Source organism: Stenotrophomonas sp. 96582_Sma (genome assembly GCF_056480905.1).
The window spans coordinates 3578623-3600090 of record NZ_CM151122.1; the positions used below are offsets into that span (position 1 = coordinate 3578623).

At 67.3% G+C, this 21468-nt stretch carries 22 protein-coding genes; 8 read left to right on the forward strand and 14 right to left on the reverse strand.

Features of this window, described 5'->3' with window-relative positions; all coding sequences use genetic code 11:
• Nucleotides 1-44: 44 nt before the first annotated feature.
• The 3 genes from ACZK2R_RS16795 to ACZK2R_RS16805 all read left to right on the forward strand — a co-directional run bounded on the left by ACZK2R_RS16795 (nt 45) and on the right by ACZK2R_RS16805 (nt 2254).
• Nucleotides 45-1220 carry a thiolase family protein gene (locus ACZK2R_RS16795; RefSeq protein WP_121504604.1) on the forward strand — a complete coding sequence of 392 codons (1176 nt, stop codon included), beginning with the start codon at nt 45-47 and terminating at the stop codon, nt 1218-1220.
• A gap of 124 nt (nt 1221-1344) precedes the next feature.
• A complete protein-coding gene (locus ACZK2R_RS16800; RefSeq protein WP_004153024.1) occupies nt 1345-1686 on the forward strand; it encodes a hypothetical protein in 342 nt (113 codons plus the stop codon).
• 157 nt (nt 1687-1843) lie between these two features.
• Nucleotides 1844-2254 carry a hypothetical protein gene (locus ACZK2R_RS16805; RefSeq protein ID WP_014647982.1) on the forward strand — a complete coding sequence of 137 codons (411 nt, stop codon included), beginning with the start codon at nt 1844-1846 and terminating at the stop codon, nt 2252-2254.
• 308 nt (nt 2255-2562) lie between these two features.
• On the opposite strand, the gene ACZK2R_RS16810 is transcribed toward ACZK2R_RS16805, so the two are convergent.
• Nucleotides 2563-4200, reverse strand: a complete 1638-nt coding sequence (locus tag ACZK2R_RS16810) for an acyl-CoA dehydrogenase family protein (protein ID WP_049398306.1) — start codon at nt 4198-4200, stop codon at nt 2563-2565.
• A gap of 113 nt (nt 4201-4313) precedes the next feature.
• On the opposite strand from ACZK2R_RS16810, the gene ACZK2R_RS16815 reads away from it, so the two are divergent.
• From ACZK2R_RS16815 to pdeM, 4 genes are read left to right on the forward strand one after another with little or no spacing between them, the layout of a single operon-like run.
• Nucleotides 4314-5312: a ligase-associated DNA damage response exonuclease gene (locus ACZK2R_RS16815; protein WP_180838498.1), complete on the forward strand. Its 999-nt coding sequence runs from the start codon at nt 4314-4316 to the stop codon at nt 5310-5312.
• Entirely contained in the window at nt 5309-6916 is a 1608-nt protein-coding gene (locus tag ACZK2R_RS16820; protein WP_180838499.1) for an ATP-dependent DNA ligase, read from the forward strand. Before ACZK2R_RS16815 ends, ACZK2R_RS16820 begins: the two co-directional genes overlap by 4 nt.
• The gene (locus tag ACZK2R_RS16825; RefSeq protein WP_180838500.1) at nt 6913-9372 is read left to right on the forward strand and encodes a ligase-associated DNA damage response DEXH box helicase; all 2460 of its coding nucleotides are present in this window, start codon (nt 6913-6915) and stop codon (nt 9370-9372) included. Before ACZK2R_RS16820 ends, ACZK2R_RS16825 begins: the two co-directional genes overlap by 4 nt.
• Nucleotides 9362-10003 carry a ligase-associated DNA damage response endonuclease PdeM gene (gene pdeM / locus ACZK2R_RS16830; RefSeq protein WP_180838501.1) on the forward strand — a complete coding sequence of 214 codons (642 nt, stop codon included), beginning with the start codon at nt 9362-9364 and terminating at the stop codon, nt 10001-10003. The genes ACZK2R_RS16825 and pdeM overlap by 11 nt, the downstream gene beginning before the upstream one ends.
• 1 nt (nt 10004) lies before the next feature.
• Here the strand turns inward: pdeM and ACZK2R_RS16835 are convergent, their stop codons facing one another.
• The 9 genes from ACZK2R_RS16835 to rlmD all read right to left on the reverse strand — a co-directional run bounded on the left by ACZK2R_RS16835 (nt 10005) and on the right by rlmD (nt 17338).
• On the reverse strand, nt 10005-10274 hold the full coding sequence (locus ACZK2R_RS16835; RefSeq protein ID WP_032129345.1) for a hypothetical protein: 270 nt from the start codon (nt 10272-10274) through the stop codon (nt 10005-10007).
• Between the two features lie 179 nt (nt 10275-10453).
• Nucleotides 10454-11722, reverse strand: a complete 1269-nt coding sequence (locus tag ACZK2R_RS16840; protein ID WP_125895833.1) for an FAD-dependent oxidoreductase — start codon at nt 11720-11722, stop codon at nt 10454-10456.
• A 102-nt stretch (nt 11723-11824) separates the two neighbouring features.
• Nucleotides 11825-12031 carry a cold-shock protein gene (locus tag ACZK2R_RS16845; protein WP_005410590.1) on the reverse strand — a complete coding sequence of 69 codons (207 nt, stop codon included), beginning with the start codon at nt 12029-12031 and terminating at the stop codon, nt 11825-11827.
• A gap of 88 nt (nt 12032-12119) precedes the next feature.
• Entirely contained in the window at nt 12120-12866 is a 747-nt protein-coding gene (locus ACZK2R_RS16850) for an S-methyl-5'-thioinosine phosphorylase (protein WP_010482830.1), read from the reverse strand.
• Nucleotides 12867-12948: 82 nt separating this feature from the next.
• The gene (locus ACZK2R_RS16855; protein ID WP_005410592.1) at nt 12949-13503 is read right to left on the reverse strand and encodes a hypoxanthine-guanine phosphoribosyltransferase; all 555 of its coding nucleotides are present in this window, start codon (nt 13501-13503) and stop codon (nt 12949-12951) included.
• On the reverse strand, nt 13503-14510 hold the full coding sequence (nagZ, locus tag ACZK2R_RS16860) for a beta-N-acetylhexosaminidase (protein ID WP_032129343.1): 1008 nt from the start codon (nt 14508-14510) through the stop codon (nt 13503-13505). Before nagZ ends, ACZK2R_RS16855 begins: the two co-directional genes overlap by 1 nt.
• A gap of 163 nt (nt 14511-14673) precedes the next feature.
• The gene (locus tag ACZK2R_RS16865; RefSeq protein WP_121504611.1) at nt 14674-15369 is read right to left on the reverse strand and encodes a DsbA family oxidoreductase; all 696 of its coding nucleotides are present in this window, start codon (nt 15367-15369) and stop codon (nt 14674-14676) included.
• A gap of 115 nt (nt 15370-15484) precedes the next feature.
• Nucleotides 15485-15970: a CYTH domain-containing protein gene (locus ACZK2R_RS16870; RefSeq protein WP_125895839.1), complete on the reverse strand. Its 486-nt coding sequence runs from the start codon at nt 15968-15970 to the stop codon at nt 15485-15487.
• 33 nt (nt 15971-16003) lie between these two features.
• Entirely contained in the window at nt 16004-17338 is a 1335-nt protein-coding gene (gene rlmD, locus ACZK2R_RS16875) for a 23S rRNA (uracil(1939)-C(5))-methyltransferase RlmD (RefSeq protein ID WP_125895832.1), read from the reverse strand.
• Between the two features lie 127 nt (nt 17339-17465).
• Here rlmD and ACZK2R_RS16880 point away from each other — a divergent pair, with 127 nt between their 5' ends.
• On the forward strand, nt 17466-18194 hold the full coding sequence (locus tag ACZK2R_RS16880) for a response regulator (protein WP_125895831.1): 729 nt from the start codon (nt 17466-17468) through the stop codon (nt 18192-18194).
• A 572-nt stretch (nt 18195-18766) separates the two neighbouring features.
• Here the strand turns inward: ACZK2R_RS16880 and recO are convergent.
• The 4 genes from recO to ACZK2R_RS16900 are packed head-to-tail and all read right to left on the reverse strand — an operon-like array spanning nt 18767 to nt 21451.
• Entirely contained in the window at nt 18767-19486 is a 720-nt protein-coding gene (gene recO / locus ACZK2R_RS16885; protein ID WP_032129846.1) for a DNA repair protein RecO, read from the reverse strand.
• Between the two features lie 18 nt (nt 19487-19504).
• Nucleotides 19505-20401 (reverse strand): GTPase Era, encoded by an 897-nt coding sequence (gene era / locus ACZK2R_RS16890; RefSeq protein WP_006382863.1) that lies wholly within the window; start codon nt 20399-20401, stop codon nt 19505-19507.
• On the reverse strand, nt 20398-21078 hold the full coding sequence (gene rnc / locus ACZK2R_RS16895) for a ribonuclease III (RefSeq protein ID WP_012511808.1): 681 nt from the start codon (nt 21076-21078) through the stop codon (nt 20398-20400). The genes era and rnc overlap by 4 nt, the downstream gene beginning before the upstream one ends.
• Nucleotides 21068-21451, reverse strand: a complete 384-nt coding sequence (locus tag ACZK2R_RS16900) for a DUF4845 domain-containing protein (RefSeq protein WP_010482821.1) — start codon at nt 21449-21451, stop codon at nt 21068-21070. The genes rnc and ACZK2R_RS16900 overlap by 11 nt, the downstream gene beginning before the upstream one ends.
• Nucleotides 21452-21468: the final 17 nt, after the last annotated feature.

The following is a 21468-nucleotide window of genomic DNA, read 5'->3' on the forward strand; positions in this document are numbered from 1 at the left end:
CCGGTCTCCTTTCCGAACATTGCTTACGCATCAACGAGATTGCCATGTCCAACATCGTCATCGCCGCCGCCAAGCGCACCGCCATCGGCTCCTTCCTCGGCCAGTTCAACGGCGTGCCGACCCCGACCCTCGGCGCGGCCGCCATCGCTGCCGCCCTGGAACAGTCGGGCATCCCGGCCAGCGACGTTTCCGAAGTCCTCATGGGCTGCGTGCTGCCGGCCAACCTCGGCCAGGCGCCCGCCCGCCAGGCGGCGATCGCTGCCGGCATCCCGCTGTCGACCGGTGCCACCACGCTGAACAAGGTGTGCGGCTCGGGCATGAAGACCATCATGCTCGGTCATGACCTGATCAAGGCCGGTTCGGCCAGCATCGTTGTCGCCGGCGGCATGGAATCGATGTCCAACGCGCCGCACATGCTGCCGAACTCGCGCACCGGCAACCGCTTCGGCAACTTCCAGGCGGTCGATCACATGGCCCACGATGGCCTGGTCAACGCTTATGACGGCAAGGCGATGGGTGAATTCGCCGAATGCGCCGTGGACAAATACCAGTTCAGCCGCGAAGAGCAGGACGCCTACGCCATCGAATCGGTCAAGCGCGCGCAGGCGGCGCAGGCCAACGGTGCGTTCGCCGATGAAATCGTCGCGGTGAAGGTCGCCACCCGCAAGGGCGAGGTCGAGGTCGCCACCGACGAGCAGCCGGGCCGCTCGGACATCGCCAAGATCCCGACCCTGCGCCCGGCCTTCAAGAAGGACGGCAGCGTCACTGCCGCCAGTTCCTCCAGCATCTCCGACGGCGCTGCTGCAGTGGTCCTGCTGACCGAGGAAGATGCAGCCGCTCGCGGCATCACCCCGCTGGCCCGCATCGTCGGCCACGCGACCCATTCGCAGGAACCGGAGTGGTTCACCACCGCCCCGATCGGCGCGCTGCACAAACTGCTGGACAAGACCGGGTGGTCGCTGGACCAGGTCGATCTGTTCGAGATCAATGAAGCCTTCGCCGTGGTGGCGATGGCGCCGATGCGCGAACTGGGCATTCCGCACGACAAGCTCAACGTGAATGGCGGTGCCTGCGCTTTGGGCCATCCGATCGGTGCCTCCGGCGCACGCCTGGTGGTGACCCTGGTCAACGCCCTGCGCACGCGCGGTGGCAAGCGCGGCATTGCCACCCTGTGCATCGGCGGCGGCGAAGCAACCGCAATCGCCATCGAATTGATTTAAAAAGATTTAACGATGATTTCGCAAAAATGAATGCGGGATCGCTTGACACCCAATCTTGGCTTGTCATCATGTTGTCGGCGCGCAGCATGCGCGTTGCCTAATTCTAACGACGAGGATTTACACAATGAGCATCAACAAGCTGCTGGTCGCGATGTCCCTGGCTCTGGCCCTGGCCGCCTGCTCGAAGCAGGAAGCTGCCCAGGACGCCGCTGCTTCGGCCAACGAAGCCGCCACCGAAGCCCAGGCTGCTGCCGACCAGGCCGCCGCTGCTGGCGCCCAGACCGCCGACGCTGCCCAGCAGGCCGCTGACACCGCCGCCACCGCTGCTGACGCTTCGGTTGACGCTGCTGCCCAGGCTGGCGCTGCTGCCACCGACGCCGCTGCCGGCGCCGCTGCTGACGCTGCCAAGGCTGCTGAAGGCACCGCTGAGAAGGCCAAGGACGCTGCTGAAGAAGCCAAGAAGTAATAACTTCTTTCTTCACGCTGTTCTGGAAAAGCCGCTGGTTCGCCAGCGGCTTTTTTTTTTTTCGAATGCGCGCGACTGAGCCGCTGCATCGCGACCCCGTCTTCACAACGGCATGAATAGGCTGGCGTCCCCATCCATTGCAGTACCGGAGACCGCCATGAAGATTCGTCCGATCACCACCACCCTGCTGGCCGCCTCCCTGCTGCTGGCCCTGGCCGCCTGCAAGGGCCCGGAAGCCGAACAGGCCAAGCAGGACGCACAGCAGGCTGCCGACAGCGCAGGCGCTGCCGCCCGTGACGCCGTGGACAAGGCCGCCGAAGCCACCCGCGACGCCGCCGACAAGACCGCTGCCGCGTCCGAGCAGGCCGCCGCCGATACCCAGCAGGCGCTGGACAAGGCTGCAGACGCCACCGCCAACGCCGCCGACAAGGCCAAGGACGCCGCAACCGATGCCGCCGCACACGCCAGCGACGCCACTGCGAACGCCGCACAGAAGGTCGCCGACAAGGCCCGCGATGTCGCCAATGACGCCAAGGCCAACGCCGCCAAGGAAGAAGCCAAGCACTAACGGTTCGTTCGCCGGGCATGGCCCGGCGCTACCGACCAGCCGAGCATCGGCTCGGCTGCACAGGAAAAGCCGCGGCACTGCCGCGGCTTTTCTGCTTTTCGCTCTCTGCTCTTTCTGTTGATTCCGTGCTGGACGCGTACGGAAAGTGTCCACGGACGCGCGGGTAGGTTGCGCAGGGGCGTAAGCGCCATGGATGGCGCGCCCGAGCTTACATGGACGTACTTGCAGCGCCCCCTGCGCGACCTACCCGCGCGGCCCACCCATCAGTATCAGCGCCCACCACGAGGGGCTCCGCCGTTGGCCGCCTCCTACGGCAGCGCGCGCGCCAGCATCGCCGTCAGCTCCACCCCCGCCGGCAGCGTCCCGAACGCCAGCCCGTGCTCCCCTTCCAGCCGGCTACGCACGAATGCCTCCGCCATCGGGCTGCGCGCACGCAGCAGCAGCGCCGCCTGCAGCAGCAGCGCAGTGCGCTCGCAGAACAGCCGCGCCTGCGCTTCCTCCGGTGGCGGTGCCGCTGCCCAACGCTGCAATGCCGCTGCATAGCGCCCATCACGGTCAGCCACCGATGCCAGCTCACCGCGCAGCGCCGCCATCGCCTCCGGTTCACGCGCCAGCGCACGCAGCACATCCAGGCACTGGATGTTGCCGCTGCCCTCCCAGATCGAATTCAACGGTGCCTGCCGGTACAGGCGCGGCAGCATCGACTCCTCCACGTAGCCCGCACCGCCCAGGCATTCCTGCGCTTCATTGACGAAGGCGGGCGCGCGCTTGCACAGCCAGTACTTGCCCAGCGCCGTCCCCAACCGCGCCATCGCGGCTTCATTGGCATCCACACCGGCGCGATCCACCGCGCGCGCGATCCGCATCGCCAACACCGTGGCCGCTTCCGACTCCAGCGCCAGATCAGCCAGCACGTTGGTCATCAGCGGGTGCTCGACCAGCAGCTTGCCGAAGGTACGTCGATGACGTGCGTGGTGCAGCGCCTGCGCCAGCGCCATGCGCATCTCCGCCGCTGCACCCAGCATGCAGTCCAGGCGGGTCATCATCACCATGCCGATGATGGTGGCCACGCCGCGCCCCTCTTCGCCCACGCGCCATGCCTGTGCGCCGCAGAACTCGACCTCACTGGAAGCGTTGGCCCAATCGCCGAGCTTGTCCTTCAGCCGCATCAACCGGAACGCATTGCGGTCACCATCGGCCAGCCGGCGCGGCATCAGCAGGCAGGTCAGGCCTCCCGGCGCCTGCGCCAGCACCAGGAAGCCATCGCACATCGGTGCAGAAAAGAACCACTTGTGGCCGACCAGACGGTAACGCTCGCCATCGATCGGTTCGGCGCGCGTACTGTTGGCACGGACATCCGAGCCGCCCTGCTTCTCGGTCATGCCCATGCCCAGGGTGATGCCGGCCTTGTCCGCCACCGGCACGTCGCGCGGGTCATAGACCGGCGCAGCGGCCTTGCGCGCCCACTCGGCCAGATGCGGCTGCGAATGCAGTACCGCCACTGCCGCATGGGTCATGGTCAACGGGCAGCTGGTGCCCGCCTCGGCCTGGTGATGCAGGTAGCTCAACACTGCACGTGCCACGTGCGCGCCGGGCTGCGGCTCATGCCAGGACAATCCAGCGACACCGTGCGATTTTGCCGTGTCCATCAACTGGTGATAGGCCGGATGGAACTCCACGGTGTCGATGCGATGGCCCTGTGCATCATGCGTGCGCAGCCGCGGACGATCACGGTTGGCATCGAAGCCCAGCCGGTACAGTTCATCACCGGCGAGTGCACCATAGACACCCAGTCGCGGCGCGAAGCTGGCGGCGCCTTCGCGCTGTACGGCCTCCATCAGCGCCACGTCGTCGGTCCACAACTGTCGCCCTGCGAACGGCGGCGGCTGGTTCAACACCACATGGGTTTCATACGGTGCGTTGCTGCTGAAGCTGGGTCCACTCATCCGGTCCATCCTGGCGGCAAGAGGTCTGCGGCCCGATTGTGCCGCATCGCCTGCCAAGCCCGTGTTCAGGCCGGTTCTCACCCTCTGCACGAGACGCAGGCCACAGTGACCGCATGGCAGGCAACGACGATCTGGTGGTGCTGCGCCCGGAGGGGCTGTACTGCGCCGCCGGCGATTTCCATATCGACCCGTGGCGACCGGTAGCGCGCGCGGTCATCACCCATGGCCACGGCGACCATGCCCGCCCGGGCATGAGGGAGTACCACTGCAGCGAAGGCAGCCTGCCGATCCTGCGCTGGCGCCTGGGTGACGTGCCGGTGCAGGCGCATGCCGAGGGTGTGCCGTTCCGCCTCGGGCAGGTGCAGGTATCGCTGCATCCGGCCGGCCACGTGCTCGGTTCGTCACAGGTACGCATCGACGACGGGCGACAGGTCTGGGTCGCCTCCGGCGACTACAAGCGACAGCCTGATCCGACCTGCACACCGTTCGAAGTGGTGCCCTGCGATACCTTCATCACTGAAGCCACGTTCGCACTGCCGATCTACCGCTGGCCGGACACGCCGGCGGTGGCTGCAGAGATCGTGGCGTGGCGCCGCGAATGCGAACAACGTGGCGAAGCCGCGATCCTGCTGTGCTACGCACTGGGCAAGGCACAGCGGGTGCTGGCCGAGCTGCTGCCGCTGGACGATCGCCCAGCCTGGCTGCACGGCGCCATCGCCAATGGCGTGGCGGTGTACCGGCAGGCCGGGGTGCCGATGCTGGAGACGCTCACCGTGGCCGAGCAGGGCCGCCAGCCTGATGCCGCCGGCCAGCTGATCCTCGCGCCGCCGTCGGCTGCGGGCACGCCCTGGATGCGCCGCTTCGGCCGCCACCAGCTGGGCTTCGCATCCGGCTGGATGCAGCTGCGCGGCAATCGGCGGCGCCGCAATGTCGATCGCGGTTTCGTCATTTCCGATCACGCCGATTGGCCAGCACTGCTGCAGACCATCGAACAGACAGGCGCGCAGCGGGTGATCGCTACCCATGGCAATACCGATGCGTTGATTCCGTTCCTGCGCGAGCGCGGCGTGGCTGCCGAAGCCTTCCGCACCGATTTCGGGAGCGAGGAATGAAGGCCTTCGCTGCGCTCTACCAGCGCCTGGACCGCAGCACCGCGACACTGGACAAGCGTGCGGCGCTGGTCGACTACTTCCGCCACGCGCGTGCGCATGATGCGGCGTGGGCGCTGTACCTGCTCAGCGGCGGCAAAGTGGGCGGTGCACGCCGGAAGATCGCCGCCAGTGGCGAACTGCGCGCCTGGATTGCCGAAGAATCAGCGCTGCCACCGTGGCTGGTCGAAGACAGCTATGCCCAGGTCGGAGACCTGGCCGAGACACTGACCCTGCTGCTGGATGATCCAGCGCAGCCTTCGCTCGACCGGCCATTGGCCGAATGGATCGAACAGCACCTGCTGGCCGTGGCCAACCAGCCCGAACCGGTACGCCGCGAGGCGGTGGTCTCGGGCTGGCAGCAGCTGTGCAGCCGCGAACGCCTGGTGTTCAACAAACTGCTGACCGGCGCCCTGCGCGTTGGCGTTTCGCAGCGACTGGTACAGCAGGCACTGGCGGAATGGTCCGGCCTGGACATCGCACGCATCGCCCAGCGCATGCTCGGCGAGTGGGTCCCCTCGCCCGGGCTGCTGGCTCAACTGCTGTCACCGGACGAACTGCCGTCCGACCGCCAGCAGCCCTACCCCTTCTTCCTCGCCTCCCCTCTGGAAGTCGATCCTGCCGAACGCCTCGGCGCGATCGACGACTGGCTGCTGGAATGGAAATGGGATGGCATACGCCTGCAGCTGCTGCGCCGGCGTGGCGAAGTCGCGCTGTGGTCCCGTGGCGAGGAACGACTGGATGGCCGCTTCCCCGAGATCGAGCACGCCGCGATGGCGTTGCCGGAGGGCTGCGTGCTGGACGGAGAGCTGCTGGCCTGGGACGAGACCGCCAACCTGCCGCGCGCATTCACCGCCCTGCAGACCCGCATCCAGCGTCGCAAGCCAGGAGCAGCGACTCTGCGCAACACGCCGGTACGCGTGCTCGCCTATGACCTGCTGGAGCACGATGGCGCGGATCTGCGTGAGCTGCCGTTGCAGGAACGGCGTACGCGGCTTGCCGCGGTCATCGGTGCATTGGACGATGTGCGGATCCAGCTGTCGCCCGACGTTGCCGCCGTCGACTGGGCGCAGGCGGCGGCGATGCGCGATGTGGCACGCGAGCGTGGCGTGGAAGGGCTGATGCTGAAACGACGCGGCTCACCCTACCTGGCTGGGCGACGCCGCGGTGACTGGTGGAAATGGAAGGTCGATCCGCTCACCATCGATGCGGTGCTCCTGTACGCACAGGCTGGCCATGGGCGGCGCAGCACGCTGTACACCGACTACACCTTCGGCGTCTGGGACGGCGACACGCTGGTGCCGGTGGCCAAGGCGTATTCGGGCTTGGACGACAAGGAGATCCTCGCGCTTGACCGCTGGATCCGCGCCAACACCCGCGAGCGTTTCGGGCCGGTGCGCAGCGTACGCGCCGAACAGGTGTTCGAGCTGGGTTTCGAAGCGGTCAACCGCAGCAGCCGGCACAAGTCGGGGATCGCCGTGCGTTTTCCGCGCATCCTGCGCTGGCGGCACGACAAACCGGCCAGTGAGGCCGACCAGCTGGCCAGCCTGCAGGCGCTGGCACGATGACCCGCAGCCAGGCGCTGCGCCGGCTGGAAGACTGGTTCGCGACGCGAGGCTGGCGCTCACTGCCGTTCCAGCGCGCGATGTGGCGGCACTATCTCGCCGGCGAATCCGGGTTGCTGCATACGCCCACCGGCAGCGGCAAGACGCTGGCGATGTTCGGTGGCCCCCTGCTGCAGGCGATGATCGATCCGCCGTCGGCTCCCCGCCTCGCAAGTGCGGTGCGTCCGCTGCAGGTGCTGTGGGTAACGCCCTTGCGCGCATTGGCCAGTGATACCGCACGCGCGCTCCAGGCCGTCGTCGACGGCTTGGGACTGGGATGGCGTGTCGGCCTGCGCAGCGGTGACGCCAGCAACCGCGAGCGGCGCCAGGCCCGCGAAGGCCGCATCGACGTACTGGTAACCACGCCCGAATCACTGGCGCTGCTGCTGAGCTATCCGGATACGTTGCCGCGCATGCGCCAGCTGCGCTGCGTGGTGGTGGACGAATGGCATGAGCTGCTGGGCAACAAGCGCGGTGTGCTGCTGCAGTTGAACCTGGCGGTGTTGCGCGAAGCTGCGCCTGCAGTGCAGCTGTGGGGGCTTTCGGCCACGCTGGGCAACCTGGATGAGGCGCGCGACGTGCTGCTGCCCGGACAGCCCGACGCGCCGATCGTGCAGGGCGTGCGCCCGCGCGCGATCAGCGTGCGCAGCCTGCTGCCGGAACCCGGCGAACGTTTTCCGTGGGCCGGGCATCTGGGCCTGGCGCAGCTGCCGCGGGTGCTGGACGCGTTGATGCGGGCACGCAGCAGCCTGTTGTTCACCAACACCCGTGCGCAGGCAGAACTGTGGCATCAGGCGCTGGCCGCGGTCTGGCCGGAAGCCCCGGACACGCTTGCGCTGCACCACGGCTCGCTGGATCCAGCACTGCGCCAGCAAGTCGAGGATGGCCTGCGCGCGGGCGCGCTGCGCTGCGTGGTTGCCACCTCCAGCCTCGACCTCGGCGTGGACTTCCCCGAGGTTGAGCAGGTACTGCAGCTGGGCAGCCCGAAGGGCGTGGCCCGCCTGCGCCAACGCGCGGGACGTGCGCGTCACCGCCCGGGTGCCAGCGGTTCCATCCTGTGCGTGCCCAGCCATGCACTGGAGCTGGCCGAATACGCCGCGGTGCGCCGTGCATTGGCCGAGGGCGTGGTCGAAGCGCGCCGGCCGCCGACGCTGTCGCTGGATGTGCTGGCCCAGCATGCGGTCAGCCGCGCGCTGGCCGGTGGCTTCGACAGCGATGCGCTGCTGGCGCAGGTACGGCGTACACATGCCTTTGCGTCGCTCGGCGAAGACCAGTGGCAGGCCGTGCTGACGTTCATCGTGCAGGGTGGCCAGGCCCTGGCCCAGTACCCCGATTTCCACAAGGTCGTGCGTGATGCCGATGGCCGGTACCGCATGCACGACCGTCGCCAGGCGCTGCGACATCGGCTGTCGATCGGCACCATCAGCAGCGATGGCAGCGTGCGCGTGCAGTTCCTGCGCGGTGGTGGCCTGGGTGCCGTGGAGGAACAGTTCGCCAGCCGCCTGCGTCGCGGCGACCGTTTCCAGTTCGCCGGGCGCCTGCTGGAACTGGTGCAGCTGCGCGACATGACCGCCTTCGTGCGGCTGGCACGAGGGCGCGGTGATGGTGTGGTGCCGCGCTGGCAGGGAGGCCAGTTGCCACTGTCGATGCCGCTCGGCCGCGAGCTGGAGTGGGTACTGTCCGGCGCCCACGACAGTGCCGAATCACGCTGGTTGTCCCCCTTGCTGGCACTGCAGCAGCAGTTGTCGACGCTTCCCGGACCAGAGCATCTGCTGGTGGAAGAGGTGCGGCGCCGCGACGGCCAGTTCCTGTTCGTCTACCCTTTTGCCGGCCGTCACGTGCACGAGGCGCTGGCCGCCTTGCTGGCACTGCGCTGTACCCGCCGGCAGCGCAACAGCATCGGCTACGCGGTGAACGATCATGGCCTGGTGCTGGCACCGGCGCAGGCGATCGAACTGGATGCGGCGCAATGGCGAGCATTGTTCACCGCCGATCAGCTGCTGGACGATCTACGTGCCGCGGTGAACCTGGGCGAGCTGGCGCGCCGCCAGTTCCGTGGCATCGCACGCGTAGCGGGCCTGCTGGTCCCCAGCCTGCCCGGCGGTATGCCGCGATCGCTGCGCCAGCTGCAGGCCTCGGCAGGCCTGCTCTACGACGTACTGCGCGAGCATGACCCCGGCCACCTGCTATTGGCATTGGCCGAACGCGAAGTGCTGCATGACAGCCTGGACCTGCCGGGACTACAGCAGGTCCTGGCAAGGATCGGCATGCAGGCCCTCTCGGTGCAGCACCCGACATCACTCACGCCACTGGGCTTCCCGTTATGGGCCGAACGCCTGCGCGGGCAGTTCAGCAACGAGGACTGGCGCACCCGCGTGCAACGCGCGGCCCAGCAGCTGGAGCGCCGCCATGGTCGATGAACTGCCGCTGCTGCGCGCCGGCGAATCGCTGATTCTGCTTGGCGCGCGTGCGCTGTACTGGCCCGCGCGGCAGGCGCTGTTGATCGCCGACCTGCACCTGGGCAAGGCCGATGTATTCCGCCGCGCCGGCATCGCATTGCCCAGCGGCGGCACCGGCGAAGACCTGCAACGCCTGCAGGGGCTGCTGGACAGGCATGCCTGTCGCGAGCTGTGGATCCTGGGTGACATCCTGCATGGACCGGCGCATCGCGCTGCGTGGTACCAGCAATGGCTGGCATGGCGCGAACGCAATGCTTCGCTGGACGTGCATGTCCTGCGCGGCAATCACGACCGCCAGCTGCCGCATGCTCAGTTGCAGGTACAGATCCACGATGAAGTGCGGCTGCAGCCGTTCCTGCTTCGCCATGAGCCGATGCCCGATGCAGAGCTGCATGTGATCGCCGGGCATCTGCATCCGCAGGTCGCCTTGCCGCCATTGCGACGGCGCTTCCCCGCGTTCTGGCTGCGTGAGCGGATGACGGTGCTGCCGGCCTTCTCCGCGTTCACTGCCGGCATCGTGCCCGTGCCCGCCCGCGGCGAGCAAAGGGTCGCCTGCGTGGAAAACGGCCTGGTGCAACTGCCGGTGGCTTGAATCAGGCCGGACGAATGCCCAGCTGCGGCATCAACTGGAAATCAGGCGTGTCGCCCTCACGTCGTCGCGGCAACGCCTGGATCGCCGCCAGCATTTCCTGCGCGCAGGTGCGGATGCGCGCGTGGTGCTCCGCTGATGCATGACTGATCAGGCTGCCGACATGGAACTCGAACACGTCCTCCAGTACGTCGGGCTGGTCCTCGTGCAGCATCTGCAGCAATCCGCGCAGCTTGCAGATTTCCGATTCCAGCTCCTCGACCGCGAACAACATGGCGTCCTCCTCTTCAACATCAGCGGCACATCCGGGCCGCAACAGGCCGCAACGGCAGCGCCGCCCGGGCCACGCGCGATGTTGATCACGGAAAGGAAAACGGGCGACGCGCATTCGCGTGCAACCTACTTCTCGCATATCGGCGGTGAGGCAACCGTTAATTCAGGTGACGACGCGCTTCACGCATTGGCCGAAATCGCGTTGATACGAGGCATTTCCGCTGCAGTGGCCAGTGCGTCGACGAACGCCGGATCCAGTGCAAGTGCACCGAACCAGCCGTGCTGGGTGCCACTGAGCACGCGCAGCATGTGGCCACGGCCACCGGGCAGGCGCCCCATCGGGCCCAGCAGCACGTCACGCGCCTTCGCCCAGGCGTCGCGGTCGGACTGGAACAGCGGCGTCAGCCAACGACTCCAGCGCTGGTACACCGCAACGTGTGCCCTGCGTTGCGCCTGGTAGGCCTGCAGCGCGACCGTGCTGCCGCCGTAGGTGCGCACCGCATCGCGCAGCGCCAGCGCATCGAGCAGCGCCATGTTCACGCCCTGCCCCAGCTGCGGGCTCATCGCATGCGCGGCATCACCGGCCAGCACCATGCGGCCGTGGTACCAGCGCGTCATCACCGCATCACGGTAGACCGCGCGCGCCAACTGGCCGGCATCACGCAGATGGGCGAAGCGCGCACTGGCCTGCGGCCACAGTGCATGCAGTTCATCCAGCCAGGGCGTCATGCCATCGGCCTGCCAGCGTTCGAAGTCAGCGCGTGGCAGGCTCCAGAAGAAACTCAGGCGCGGCGTGTCATCACCGGGGCGCGTGCCGACCGGCAGCAGTCCGATCATCTTGCGCGCGGCCACGTAACGCTGCCGCAGCTCCTGCACGTGCGGCCAGTCCTCGGCCGGCAGCAGGCACCACAGCGCCCCCCACGGATACACGCGGTCCAGCCCGGCACCGCCGGCGATCGTGCCGCGCAGCGTCGACGCGGCGCCATCGGCGACCACTACCAGGTCGAACGGGCCATGCGTGCGCCCGTCGCTGTCGCGCAGACGGCCGTGTTCGGCATCCACCTCGGTAATGGTGGTACCGGCATGCAGCTGGCCCTCGCCTGCGCGCGCCTCGTCCAACAGCGAGAACAAGGCCCCGCGCTGCATGCCCAGGCCGTGCAGGCGCGCATCCAGTCCCTCGTAGCGCATGTCCATCACCGCGCGCTCGCACGGCGTGTCGCCATACAGGCGGTGCACCGGCGCGGCATGTGCGCGCACGGAATCAAGCAGGCCCATCTGCCACAGTACCTGCAGGCCGCTGGGCTGCAGCAGGAAACCGGCACCCACCGGCCCCGGCGTGGGCACGCGTTCGAAGATCTCCACCTCGTGGCCGTCACGGGTGAGCAGGATGGACACTGCCTGTCCAGCGGTGCCGTAGCCGATCACGGCGATGCGCAGTCGTTCCGTCATGGCCGCATTGTGCCCGAGGCGGGTGGATCGCGAGCGGGTCGCGGGCAATCCGCGCAAAAAAAACCCCGCCGAAGCGGGGTTTTCAACGCACTGTCGAGTGGATCACTCGGCCGGCGTGATGTTCGAAGCCTGGGCACCCTTCGGGCCCTGGGTCACGTCATAGGTGACACGCTGGCCTTCCTGCAGGCTGCGGAAGCCCTTGGAGTTGATGGCGGAGAAGTGCGCGAACACGTCGGCGCTGCCATCCTCCGGCGAGATGAAGCCAAATCCCTTGGCGTCGTTGAACCACTTGACGGTACCGTTCGGCATGGTGATGCGAGACCTTATGCAATGAATGGGTGGTGTACGCTGAACCCGCGCACAAGCTGAGTATGCAAAGCTTGCTCGGGGAAGACAATCACCCCCGTGCCAATTCGCCCACCAGTTCCGGAAGTCCGTTGCCGGCCGCCTGCACGTTGGCCAGCACTTCGGCCATCGTGATCTCCTCACCATCACCACAGCCGGCAGCCCAGTTGGCGATGATCGCCAGGCAGGCGTAATCCAGCCCCAGCTCGCGTGCCAGGGCGGCTTCCGGCATGCCGGTCATGCCCACCAGATCGCAGCCGTCGCGGCGCATACGGGCGATTTCAGCGATGGTTTCCAGGCGCGGGCCCTGTGTTGCGCCGTAGCAGCCACCGTCATGGACCGTGACGCCGGTCACTTTGGCCGCCGCCAGGATCTTGCTGCGCAGCATTGGTGTGTACGGGTGGCCGAAATCAACGTGGACCACGTCGGTGCCTTCTTCCTCACAGATCGTGCTGATGCGGCCCCAGGTGTAGTCGATGATCTGGTCCGGGCAGGCCAGCACGCGCGGACCAAAGTGTTCGGTGATGCCCCCCACCGTGTTCAACGCCAGCACGCGCTGCGCGCCCAGCTGCTGCAGCGCGGCCAGGTTGGCGCGGTAGTTGATCTTGTGCGGCGGCAGCGAATGGCCTTCGCCATGCCGCGCCAGGAACGCCACGCGATGGCCGAGCAGCGTACCAACGCGCACCGGGCCCGACGGACGGCCGAAGCGGGTGTCGACCTCGTGGGTCTGCACGTCGTCAAGCTTGGCCAGGTTATAGACACCGGTACCGCCGATCACGGCCAGGGCGATCTGTTGCATTCGAAGCACTCCATGAAAAGACGAACGCCGGCACCCGAGGATGCCGGCGGCAGAAGAAGACGCGCCGCGGGCGGCTGCGCCGTTATTCCTTCATCGCGTAGATGGCCGGCACGCAGCGCAGGGTTTCGTTGACGTCCATGCCGAAGCCGAACACGTAACGGTCCGGCAGTTCGATGCCGGCGTAGTCGGCAGTCACGTCCGGCAGCGCGCGGTCGTGCTTCTTCACCGTCATCGCGGCGATGCGCACGTCGGTCGCGCCTTGTTCCAGGCACCAGGTGCGCACGCCCTGCAGGGTGTAGCCCTCGTCGAGGATATCGTCGACCAGCAGCACGCGGCGACCGAACAGCGAGGTGGCCGGCTTGTGCTTCCAGACCAGGTCGCCGCCGGTGGTTTCACCGCGGTAACGGGTGGCGTGCAGGTAATCGAACTGCACGTCCTGGCCGCGCGCGCCCAGTTCCAGCGCCAGCTGGCCGGCGAACGGCAGCGCACCGTGCATGATGGACAGGAACAGCGGCACCTCGCCCTTGTAATCGCGCGCGATGGCGTCGGCGATACCAGCGATGGCCTTGTCGATGGTGGGGCGGTCGACCAGCAGGTCAGCCTGGGCCAGGGCCTGGGAAATGGTGAGGTTGGGCATCAGACGGTTCTTCCAAGGGTTTCAAGCAGACGGGATTGGGTGTCGCCATGGCGGGCATCGGCCAGCAGGCCGTCCCAGCCGAGCGCGCCGCGGCCCAGCAGGCCCAGCAGCGCAGCAGTATTGAGGGAGCGTCCCTGCACGGCGTGCAGGGCTTCATCGACCAGTTCCGGGTGGCAGACCAGCACCACGTCGCAGCCGGCATCCAGATGCGCGTGCACGCGCGCCGGCACGCCGCCGGCACTGTGCGAGGCGGCCATGCCGATGTCATCGGAGAACACCACGCCGCGGAAGCCGAGCTCGCCGCGCAGGATGTCCTGGATCCAGCGCGGCGAATAGCCGGCCGGTTCCGGTGCCACCTGCGGATAGATCACGTGCGCCATCATCACCGCGTCGGCACCGGCGGCGATGCCGGCCTGGAACGGGACCAGGTCCTGGGCGCGCAGCTCGTCCAGCGCGCGCGGGTCGATCGCGGTATCCACGTGGGTGTCTTCCAGCACGGTGCCATGGCCGGGGAAATGCTTGAGCGTGGCGGCCATGCCGACCGCATGCATGCCGCGCACGTAGGCGGCGGTGAACGCGGCCACCACCTGCGGGTCTTCACTGAAGGCGCGGTTGCCGATGGCACGGTTGCCACGGCCAAGGTCGACCACCGGCGCGAAGCTCAGGTCCAGGCCGCTGGCGCGCACTTCGCTGGCCATCAGCCAGGCGTGCTGCTCGGCCAGGGCCAGCGCCTGCTGCGGGTCGGTGGCGTACATCGCCCCGATGTCCTGCAGTGGCGGCAACTCGCTGTAGCCCTCGCGGAAACGCTGCACGCGGCCACCTTCCTGGTCCACGCAGATCAGCTGCGGGCGCGGCGCGGCAGCGCGGATCGCCGCGCTCAGATCGGTCACCTGCTGGCGCGAGGCGAAGTTGCGCTTGAACAGCACCACTCCGGCCACGGCATCGTGCTGCAGCCAGTCACGTTCCTGGGCGGTCAGTTCGGTGCCGGCAACGCCGATCAGCAGCATGGTCGATCTCCACAACGCGCGCCCGCATGGCGCAGTGCCGCATTGTCGCAGAACCGGCCGACAGGCGCAGTGGTCAGAAAAAGGGGACGGAGGGGATTAAGCCGCAATCGGCCCCTACGGGCTGGATACGTCTTAATTCCCTCCGTCCCCTTTTCGGATCCGGTCAGACCTTGCAGCCGTCCGGGCCGCAGGCCTCGTCGCCGTCAGCCGGGGCCGCAGGCGCGCCCTGCTCGGCGGCGATCTGGCGAAGGGCGTTGGCGAAGGCCTCGGGGGGCTGCGCCCCGGAAATGGCCCACTTCCCATCGATGACGAAGGTCGGCACCGAAGAAACGCCCAATGCATGAGCCTGCGCCAGCTTGGCTTCGACCTCGGCCAGGCCGCGGTCGGAGGCCAGCATCTGCGCGATTTCACCCGCGTCGAGGCCGCCTGCCGCGCCCGCCTTGATCAGCACCGAGGGGTCCGCCAGGTTCTGGCCGTGCTCGAAGTGGGCGCGGAACAGTGCTTCGCCCACCGCATCCTGCACGCCGTGCTCGCCTGCCAGCCACAACACCCGGTGCGCCGGCAGCGTGGTCACCCGCACCTGGCCCTGGCTGAAGTCCATCGGCAGGCCCTCGGCCCGCGCGGTGGTCTGGGTCTGGCCGAGGATCTGTTCGGTACGCTCAACGCCGCCGAACTTGCGCACATAGGCCTCGCGCAGCGGCACCGGGGTGGCGTCAGCATCCGGGTCGAGCTGGAACGGCTGCCAGTGGATATCGAGTTCAGGCGCGTTGGCGCCCAGCAACTGCACGCCCTGCTGGAAACGATGCTTGCCGATCCAGCACCAGGGGCAGACCACGTCGGAGTAGATGTCGATTCTCATCCTTTCCACATGGGGGCCGACACCCTCGATAAAAGGGGACGGAGGGGATTAAGTCGTTTCCCGCACAGATGGGGTAAAGACGACTTAATCCCCTCCGTCCCCTTTTTGGGTGGTTTCACCACTCTGAATACGGGTGGCTGGCCAGGGCAACGTTGTAGTAGCGGGCATCATCGGTGACTTCGGCACCCACCCAGTCCGGCAGGTCGATGGTCTGGTCAGCGCTGTCCAGCTCAACCTCAGCCACTACCAGGCCGGCGTTGTCGCCGAGGAACTCGTCCACCTCCCAGGTCAGGCCGGCGTGTTCGACCAGATGGCGGCGCTTGTCGATCAGGCCGCCCACGCACAGCGCCAGCAGTGCGCGCGCATCGTCCACCGGGATCGGATAGTCGAACTCCTGGCGGGTGTGGCCGATGGTGCGCGACTTCAGGTTCAGCGCGGCGTAGTCGCCCTCGATGCGCACGCGCACCGAGGCGTTCTGGGTGCCGCGGTCGAGCGCGCCCATGTCGTTGATGTAGCCCTGCGCCATCGGGATCACCCGGTGCGCGGCGGCGCGCCAGCCATCACTGCTGACGAGGAATTTGCGTTCGATTTCGATGCCCATCGCGCCATTATGCGCGATGGGCATGACAGCCGATCAGCGCTTCTCGAATACCGCGATGCTTTCCACGTGTGCGGTGTGCGGGAACATGTCCATGGCACCGGCACTGACCAGGGTGAAGCCCTGTTCGTTGACCAGATAGCCGGCATCGCGTGCCAGCGAACCCGGGTGGCAGCTGACGTAGACGATTCGCTTGAACTGCTTCAGCGGCAGCTGTTGCAGCACTTCGATCGCGCCCGAGCGCGGCGGATCCAAGAGCAGCTTGTCGAAGCCCTGGCGCATCCACGGCGTGCTGCGCTGGTCCTGGGTGAGGTCGGCGCTGAAGAACTGGGCGTTGGTCAGGCCGTTGCGCTCGGCATTCTCACGGGCCCGCGCGACGAGGCCAGCATCACCTTCCACACCGACCACTTCGCGCACGCGGCGCGCCAGCGGCAGGGTGAAGTTGCCCAGGCCGCAGAACAGGTCCAGCACACGCTCGTCCTCACCCGGCTCCAGCAGGTCCAGGGCGTGGGCGATCATCTTCTCGTTGAGCTTGGCGTTGACCTGGATGAAGTCCAACGGACGGAACGCCAGCTCCACGTCCCACGGCGCCAGCCGGAACGACAGCGGCACGCCCTGCCCGTCCAGCGGCTGCACGGTATCCACGCCACCGGACTGCAGGTAGATCACGAAGCCATGCTGCTGGCCGAAGGCGGCCCAGGCCACGCGGTCGGCATCGCTGAGCGGCTGCAGGTGGCGCACGGTCAGGACCACGGCCTGGTCGCCAGCGATGAATTCGATCTGCGGGATGTCACGCTTGCCATCGAGCGATTCGATGAAGGTGGACAGCGCCTCGACCTTGGTGCCGATCTCGGGGATCACGGTCAGGCACTGGCTGAGGTCGGCGACGAATCGCGGATCCTGTTCACGGAAGCCGACCAGGGTCTTGTCCTTCTTTTCGACCCGGCGCACCGAGAAGCGACCCTTGCGCCGGTAGCCCCAGCTCTCACCGACCAGCGGCGCCAGCACGGTGCCCGGCTTCACGTGGCCGATGCGCTCCAGGTTGTCCATCAGCACGCGCTGCTTGGCGACAATCTGCTGGTCTTCGTCCAGGTGCTGCAGCACGCAGCCGGCGCAGGTGCCGAAGTGCGGGCACTTCGGGGTGACGCGCTGCGGCGAGGCCTGCAGCACTTCCACCGTACGCGCTTCGTCGAAATGGCGGCTGCGGGCGGTCTGTTCGGCCATGACCACCTCGCCCGGCAGGGCGCCGCTGACGAAGGTGACCTTGCCGCCCTCGCCTTCACGGCGGGCGACACCGCGACCATCATGGCTGAGGTCGAGGATCTCGGTCTGGAACGGGGTACGGTCGATGCGGGAGCGGGATCGGGCCACGTGGCAACAGGCTGCGGGCAAAAATGGGGGCGTATTGTCGCAGATCCTGACCGGCAGGGTCCGGACCCGCTTGCGCCCGCCGCCGCTGTGCTTGATGATTGCAACAGCTGACATGGAGGCAGCCCTGATGCAGATGACCCCGCGGGCCAGCCGGCCCCGCTTCCTGCTTGTCGAGGACGACATCATCAGCCGCGGTTTTTTCAAGGCGGCGTTGGAAACGTTACCGGCGGACGTGGACACCGCAGATTCATTGGCCAGCGCCCTGGCCAGCGCCGAACCCGGCGCGCATGACCTGTGGCTGATCGACGTCAACCTGCCTGACGGCAATGGCGCGCAGCTGCTGCGCGAACTGCGCCGTTCACATCCCGACACCCCGGCGTTGGCGCATACCGCCGACGGCGATACCTCGATCCATGCGCGCCTGCGCGAGGCCGGTTTCAGCGACACGCTGGTCAAGCCGCTGGGCCGCGACCAGCTGCTGAAGGCGGTGCGCCGCGCCCTGGTCAACAGCCCGGCCGGGATCGTCATGGCCCAGGCGCCGGCCGCGGTCGAGCTGCAGGTACAGGACTGGGACGAGACTGCGGCACTGGCCGCGCTCAATGGCCAGCGCAACCACCTGATCGCGCTGCGCGAGCTGTTCCTGGCCGAGCTGCCAGGCGTACGCGATGCGGTCGAGCAGGCGGTGGACCAGCATGACGAGCGCCAGCTGCGCAGCCAGTTGCACCGGTTGCAGGCCAGCTGCGGATTCGTGGGTGCGGCACGTCTGGCCCGTGCGGTGCGCCAGTTGCATCATGCGCCGGAGTCCGGGCAGGCCCAGGCGGGGTTCCGCGACGCGGTAGCTGCCCTGCTGCATTAAGGGTTGTTCGGCAGGGCTGCGCCCTGCACCTGCCGAAGCCTTCAAGCCAGGGCAACGTCAAAGGCCAGAGCCAGAGCGGCTCTGGCTTTCTGCTTGTTGGGCGGGGCGGTGTGGGTGGGCAGGACACGCCGTAAACCCGTCCATGGGGGCTCGATGGCGCCATCCATGGCGCCAACGGTCCTGCCCACCCACACCGCCCCACCCCCGACAAATTCCTGATGACGGTTAGCAGTAGCTCCACGCCATGCGTGGATGAATCTCAATCGGAATCAAATATTTCGAATTGAAATCGAAACGCATCCACGCATGGCGTGGCTCTACTGTGTCGACCAAGGTCGACACCCACCAGAGCAGAGTGCCATTCCGACAGCTCGCGAGAAACTGTCGAAGGCGGGGTGGGTCCGGTTGAGGGGGCGTGAGCCGCATGGATGCGGCGACCGAGCTTACAGGGACGTACTTGCAGCGCCCCCCTCAACCGGACCCACCCCGCCATCCCACGGATAGCCAGCTTTTGCCGTTGACGTTGACGTTGATTCGGCAGGTGCAGGGCTGCAAGCCCTGCCGAACACCCCTCAACGCCTGGGAGCGAGCTGCTCGAGCATTTCCCAGGACTTCAGTCCTCGTGGCCCCAGGTGATGGGCCAGCACCCGCCGCATCGGCAGGCGCAGGCTGGCCAGGTCGGCGGCATCGGGCTCTTCATCGGCGGCCAGCGCCAGCAGCGCAGAACCCGTCGCGGCCGCCCGGCGTTCCCCACCGCGCTCGCTGAGCAGGCGCTGCGCGCCTTCCTGTGGGTCCAGTTCGTAGCGCGCGGCCGGGTCGATCGGCTGGCCGTCGCTGGCGCTGTCCAGATCGAAACCCAGGCCCAGCGCAGACAGCAGCTCGCGCTCAAACCGGCGCAGGGTCCAGGCCAGGCCGGCGCCCACGGCCAGCCGCGCGCGTGCCTCGCCATAGGCTAGGTACAACTCCGGCAGCGGGTCCTGGCGCGGGGCCAGGCGCAGGGTCAATTCACTCAGATAGAAGCCGGCCAGCATCGCCTGGCCGACCAGGCGCGGGGCAGCATCCAGTGCCTCGGCACCCCGCAGCTGGGCCAATTCGCCCCGCTGCTGGGCACTGAAGCGGATCCACTGCAGCGGCTGCAGGGCCGCGCGCAGCACCTGTCCCTTGGCGGTGGATACGCCACGCGCGAGCAGGCCGATCCGGCCATGCTGCGCGCTCAGCACTTCGACCAGCAGGCTGGTCTCGCGATAGGCCCGTGCATGCAGCACGAAGCCGGTGTCGTCCTCGATCATCATCGAAGCGACTGCAACGGCTTACTCGTAACCGAAGGCCTTCAGTGCGGCCTCGTCGTCGGACCAGCCTTCACGCACGCGCACCCAGGTCTCCAGGAACACCTTGGCGCCGAACAGGCGCTCCATCTGCAGGCGGGACTTGGCCCCGATCTCCTTCAGGCGGGTACCACCCTTGCCGATCACGATCGCCTTCTGGCCCTCGCGCTCGACCCAGATCACCGCACCGATGCGCAGCAGGTTGCCATCTTCGGTGAAGCGCTCGATTTCCACGGTGGTGGCATACGGCAGCTCTTCGCCGAGCTGGCGCATCAGCTGTTCACGTACCAGTTCGCCGGCCAGGAAGCGCTGGCTGCGGTCGGTGATCTCGTCTTCGCCGAACATCGGCGGCGCTTCCGGCAGCAGCGCCAGTACGTCGCGTACCAGTGCTTCCAGGCCGTTGCGCTTCTGCGCCGAGATCGGATGCACCGACGAGAAATCGCGGCCGGCCGTGACTTCCTGCAGGAACGGCAACAGCGCGCCCTTGTCCTTCAGCCGGTCGATCTTGTTGACCACCAGCACCACCGGGATACCGGCGTCGCGCAGAACATTGAAGGCCAGGCTGTCTTCCTCGTCCCAGCGACCGGCTTCGATCACCAGCAGGCCGGCATCGACGCCTTCCAGCGAGCCGCGCGCGGCGCGGTTCATCACCCGGTTCATCGCCCGCTTCTGCACCTTGTGCAGGCCGGGGGTGTCGACCAGCACCAGCTGGCCTTCCGGATAGGTGGCGATGCCCAGCAGGCGATGGCGCGTGGTCTGCGGGCGGTTGGAAACGATGCTGACCTTGGCGCCGACCAGGGCATTGGTCAGGGTCGATTTGCCCACGTTCGGGCGGCCGATGACGGCCACGCTGCCGCAATGATGGGGAGTTTGTTCGCTCACTTGGAATCCAGTTGTTCTAGGACGGCCGCAGCCGCCTGTTGTTCGGCAAGCCGCCGCGAGGCGCCTTCGCCCTCGGTGCTGGCGGCCGGGTCGGCTACGATGCAGCGTACCCGGAAGTGCTTGGCATGGTCGTCACCGGATTCTGACACCAGTTCATACTGCGGCAACGCCTTCTGTCGGGCCTGCAGCCATTCCTGCAGGCGGGTCTTGGGGTCCTTCTCGGGCCGACCGGAAGCCGGCAGTGCCTCGATCGAAGCGCTGAACCAGGGCAGTACCACCGCCCGGCAGGCCTCGAAGCCGGCATCCAGGTAGATCGCGGCCACCACGGCTTCCACGGCGTCGGCCAGAATCGAGTCGCGACGATGACCGCCGGACTTCATTTCGCCCGGGCCCAGGGTCAGCCGTTCGCCGAGTTCCAGGGTGCGCCCGATCACCGCCAGCGCGCCTTCACGCACCAGCTCGGCACGGGCACGGGTCATCGCGCCTTCGTCGGCCTTGGGCCAGCGTCGGTACAACGCCTCGGCCGCCATCATGTTGACGATGCTGTCGCCGAGGAACTCCAGGCGCTCGTTGTGCGGCGCACCGGCACTGCGATGCGTCAGCGCCTGCTTGAGCAGGGCCGGGTCGCTGAAGGCATGACCGATCAGGTCGCCACGTTGGATGAATTTACTGGGCACCGCTTCGTGTCAGGTCCTGGGAAGAATCGAATTTGCCAACCACATCGAGGTTGCCGATCAGCTGACGGCGCACTTCGTAGTTGACCTTGAGGGTCCAGCCATTGTCGCGACGGTCGAACTTCACGTTGGCCGGCTTCACGTTGTCCGAATAGTTGATGTACAGGCGCTTGAAGAACAGATCCTGGATGCGCGCCGGCTCCATGCTGCCCACGCCCGGCTCGTTGGCCAGGCTCTTCATCGCCGAGCGCACCGCGTAGTACTCCTGGTACATCGGGAACAGCTTCATGCCGATGTAGAGGAAGAAGCCAACCACGATCAGGACCGTCAGGAACGAGGTCAGGGTCATGCCACGCTGCGTGTTCATCGTCTTCATTGCGTTCTCCCCAGATA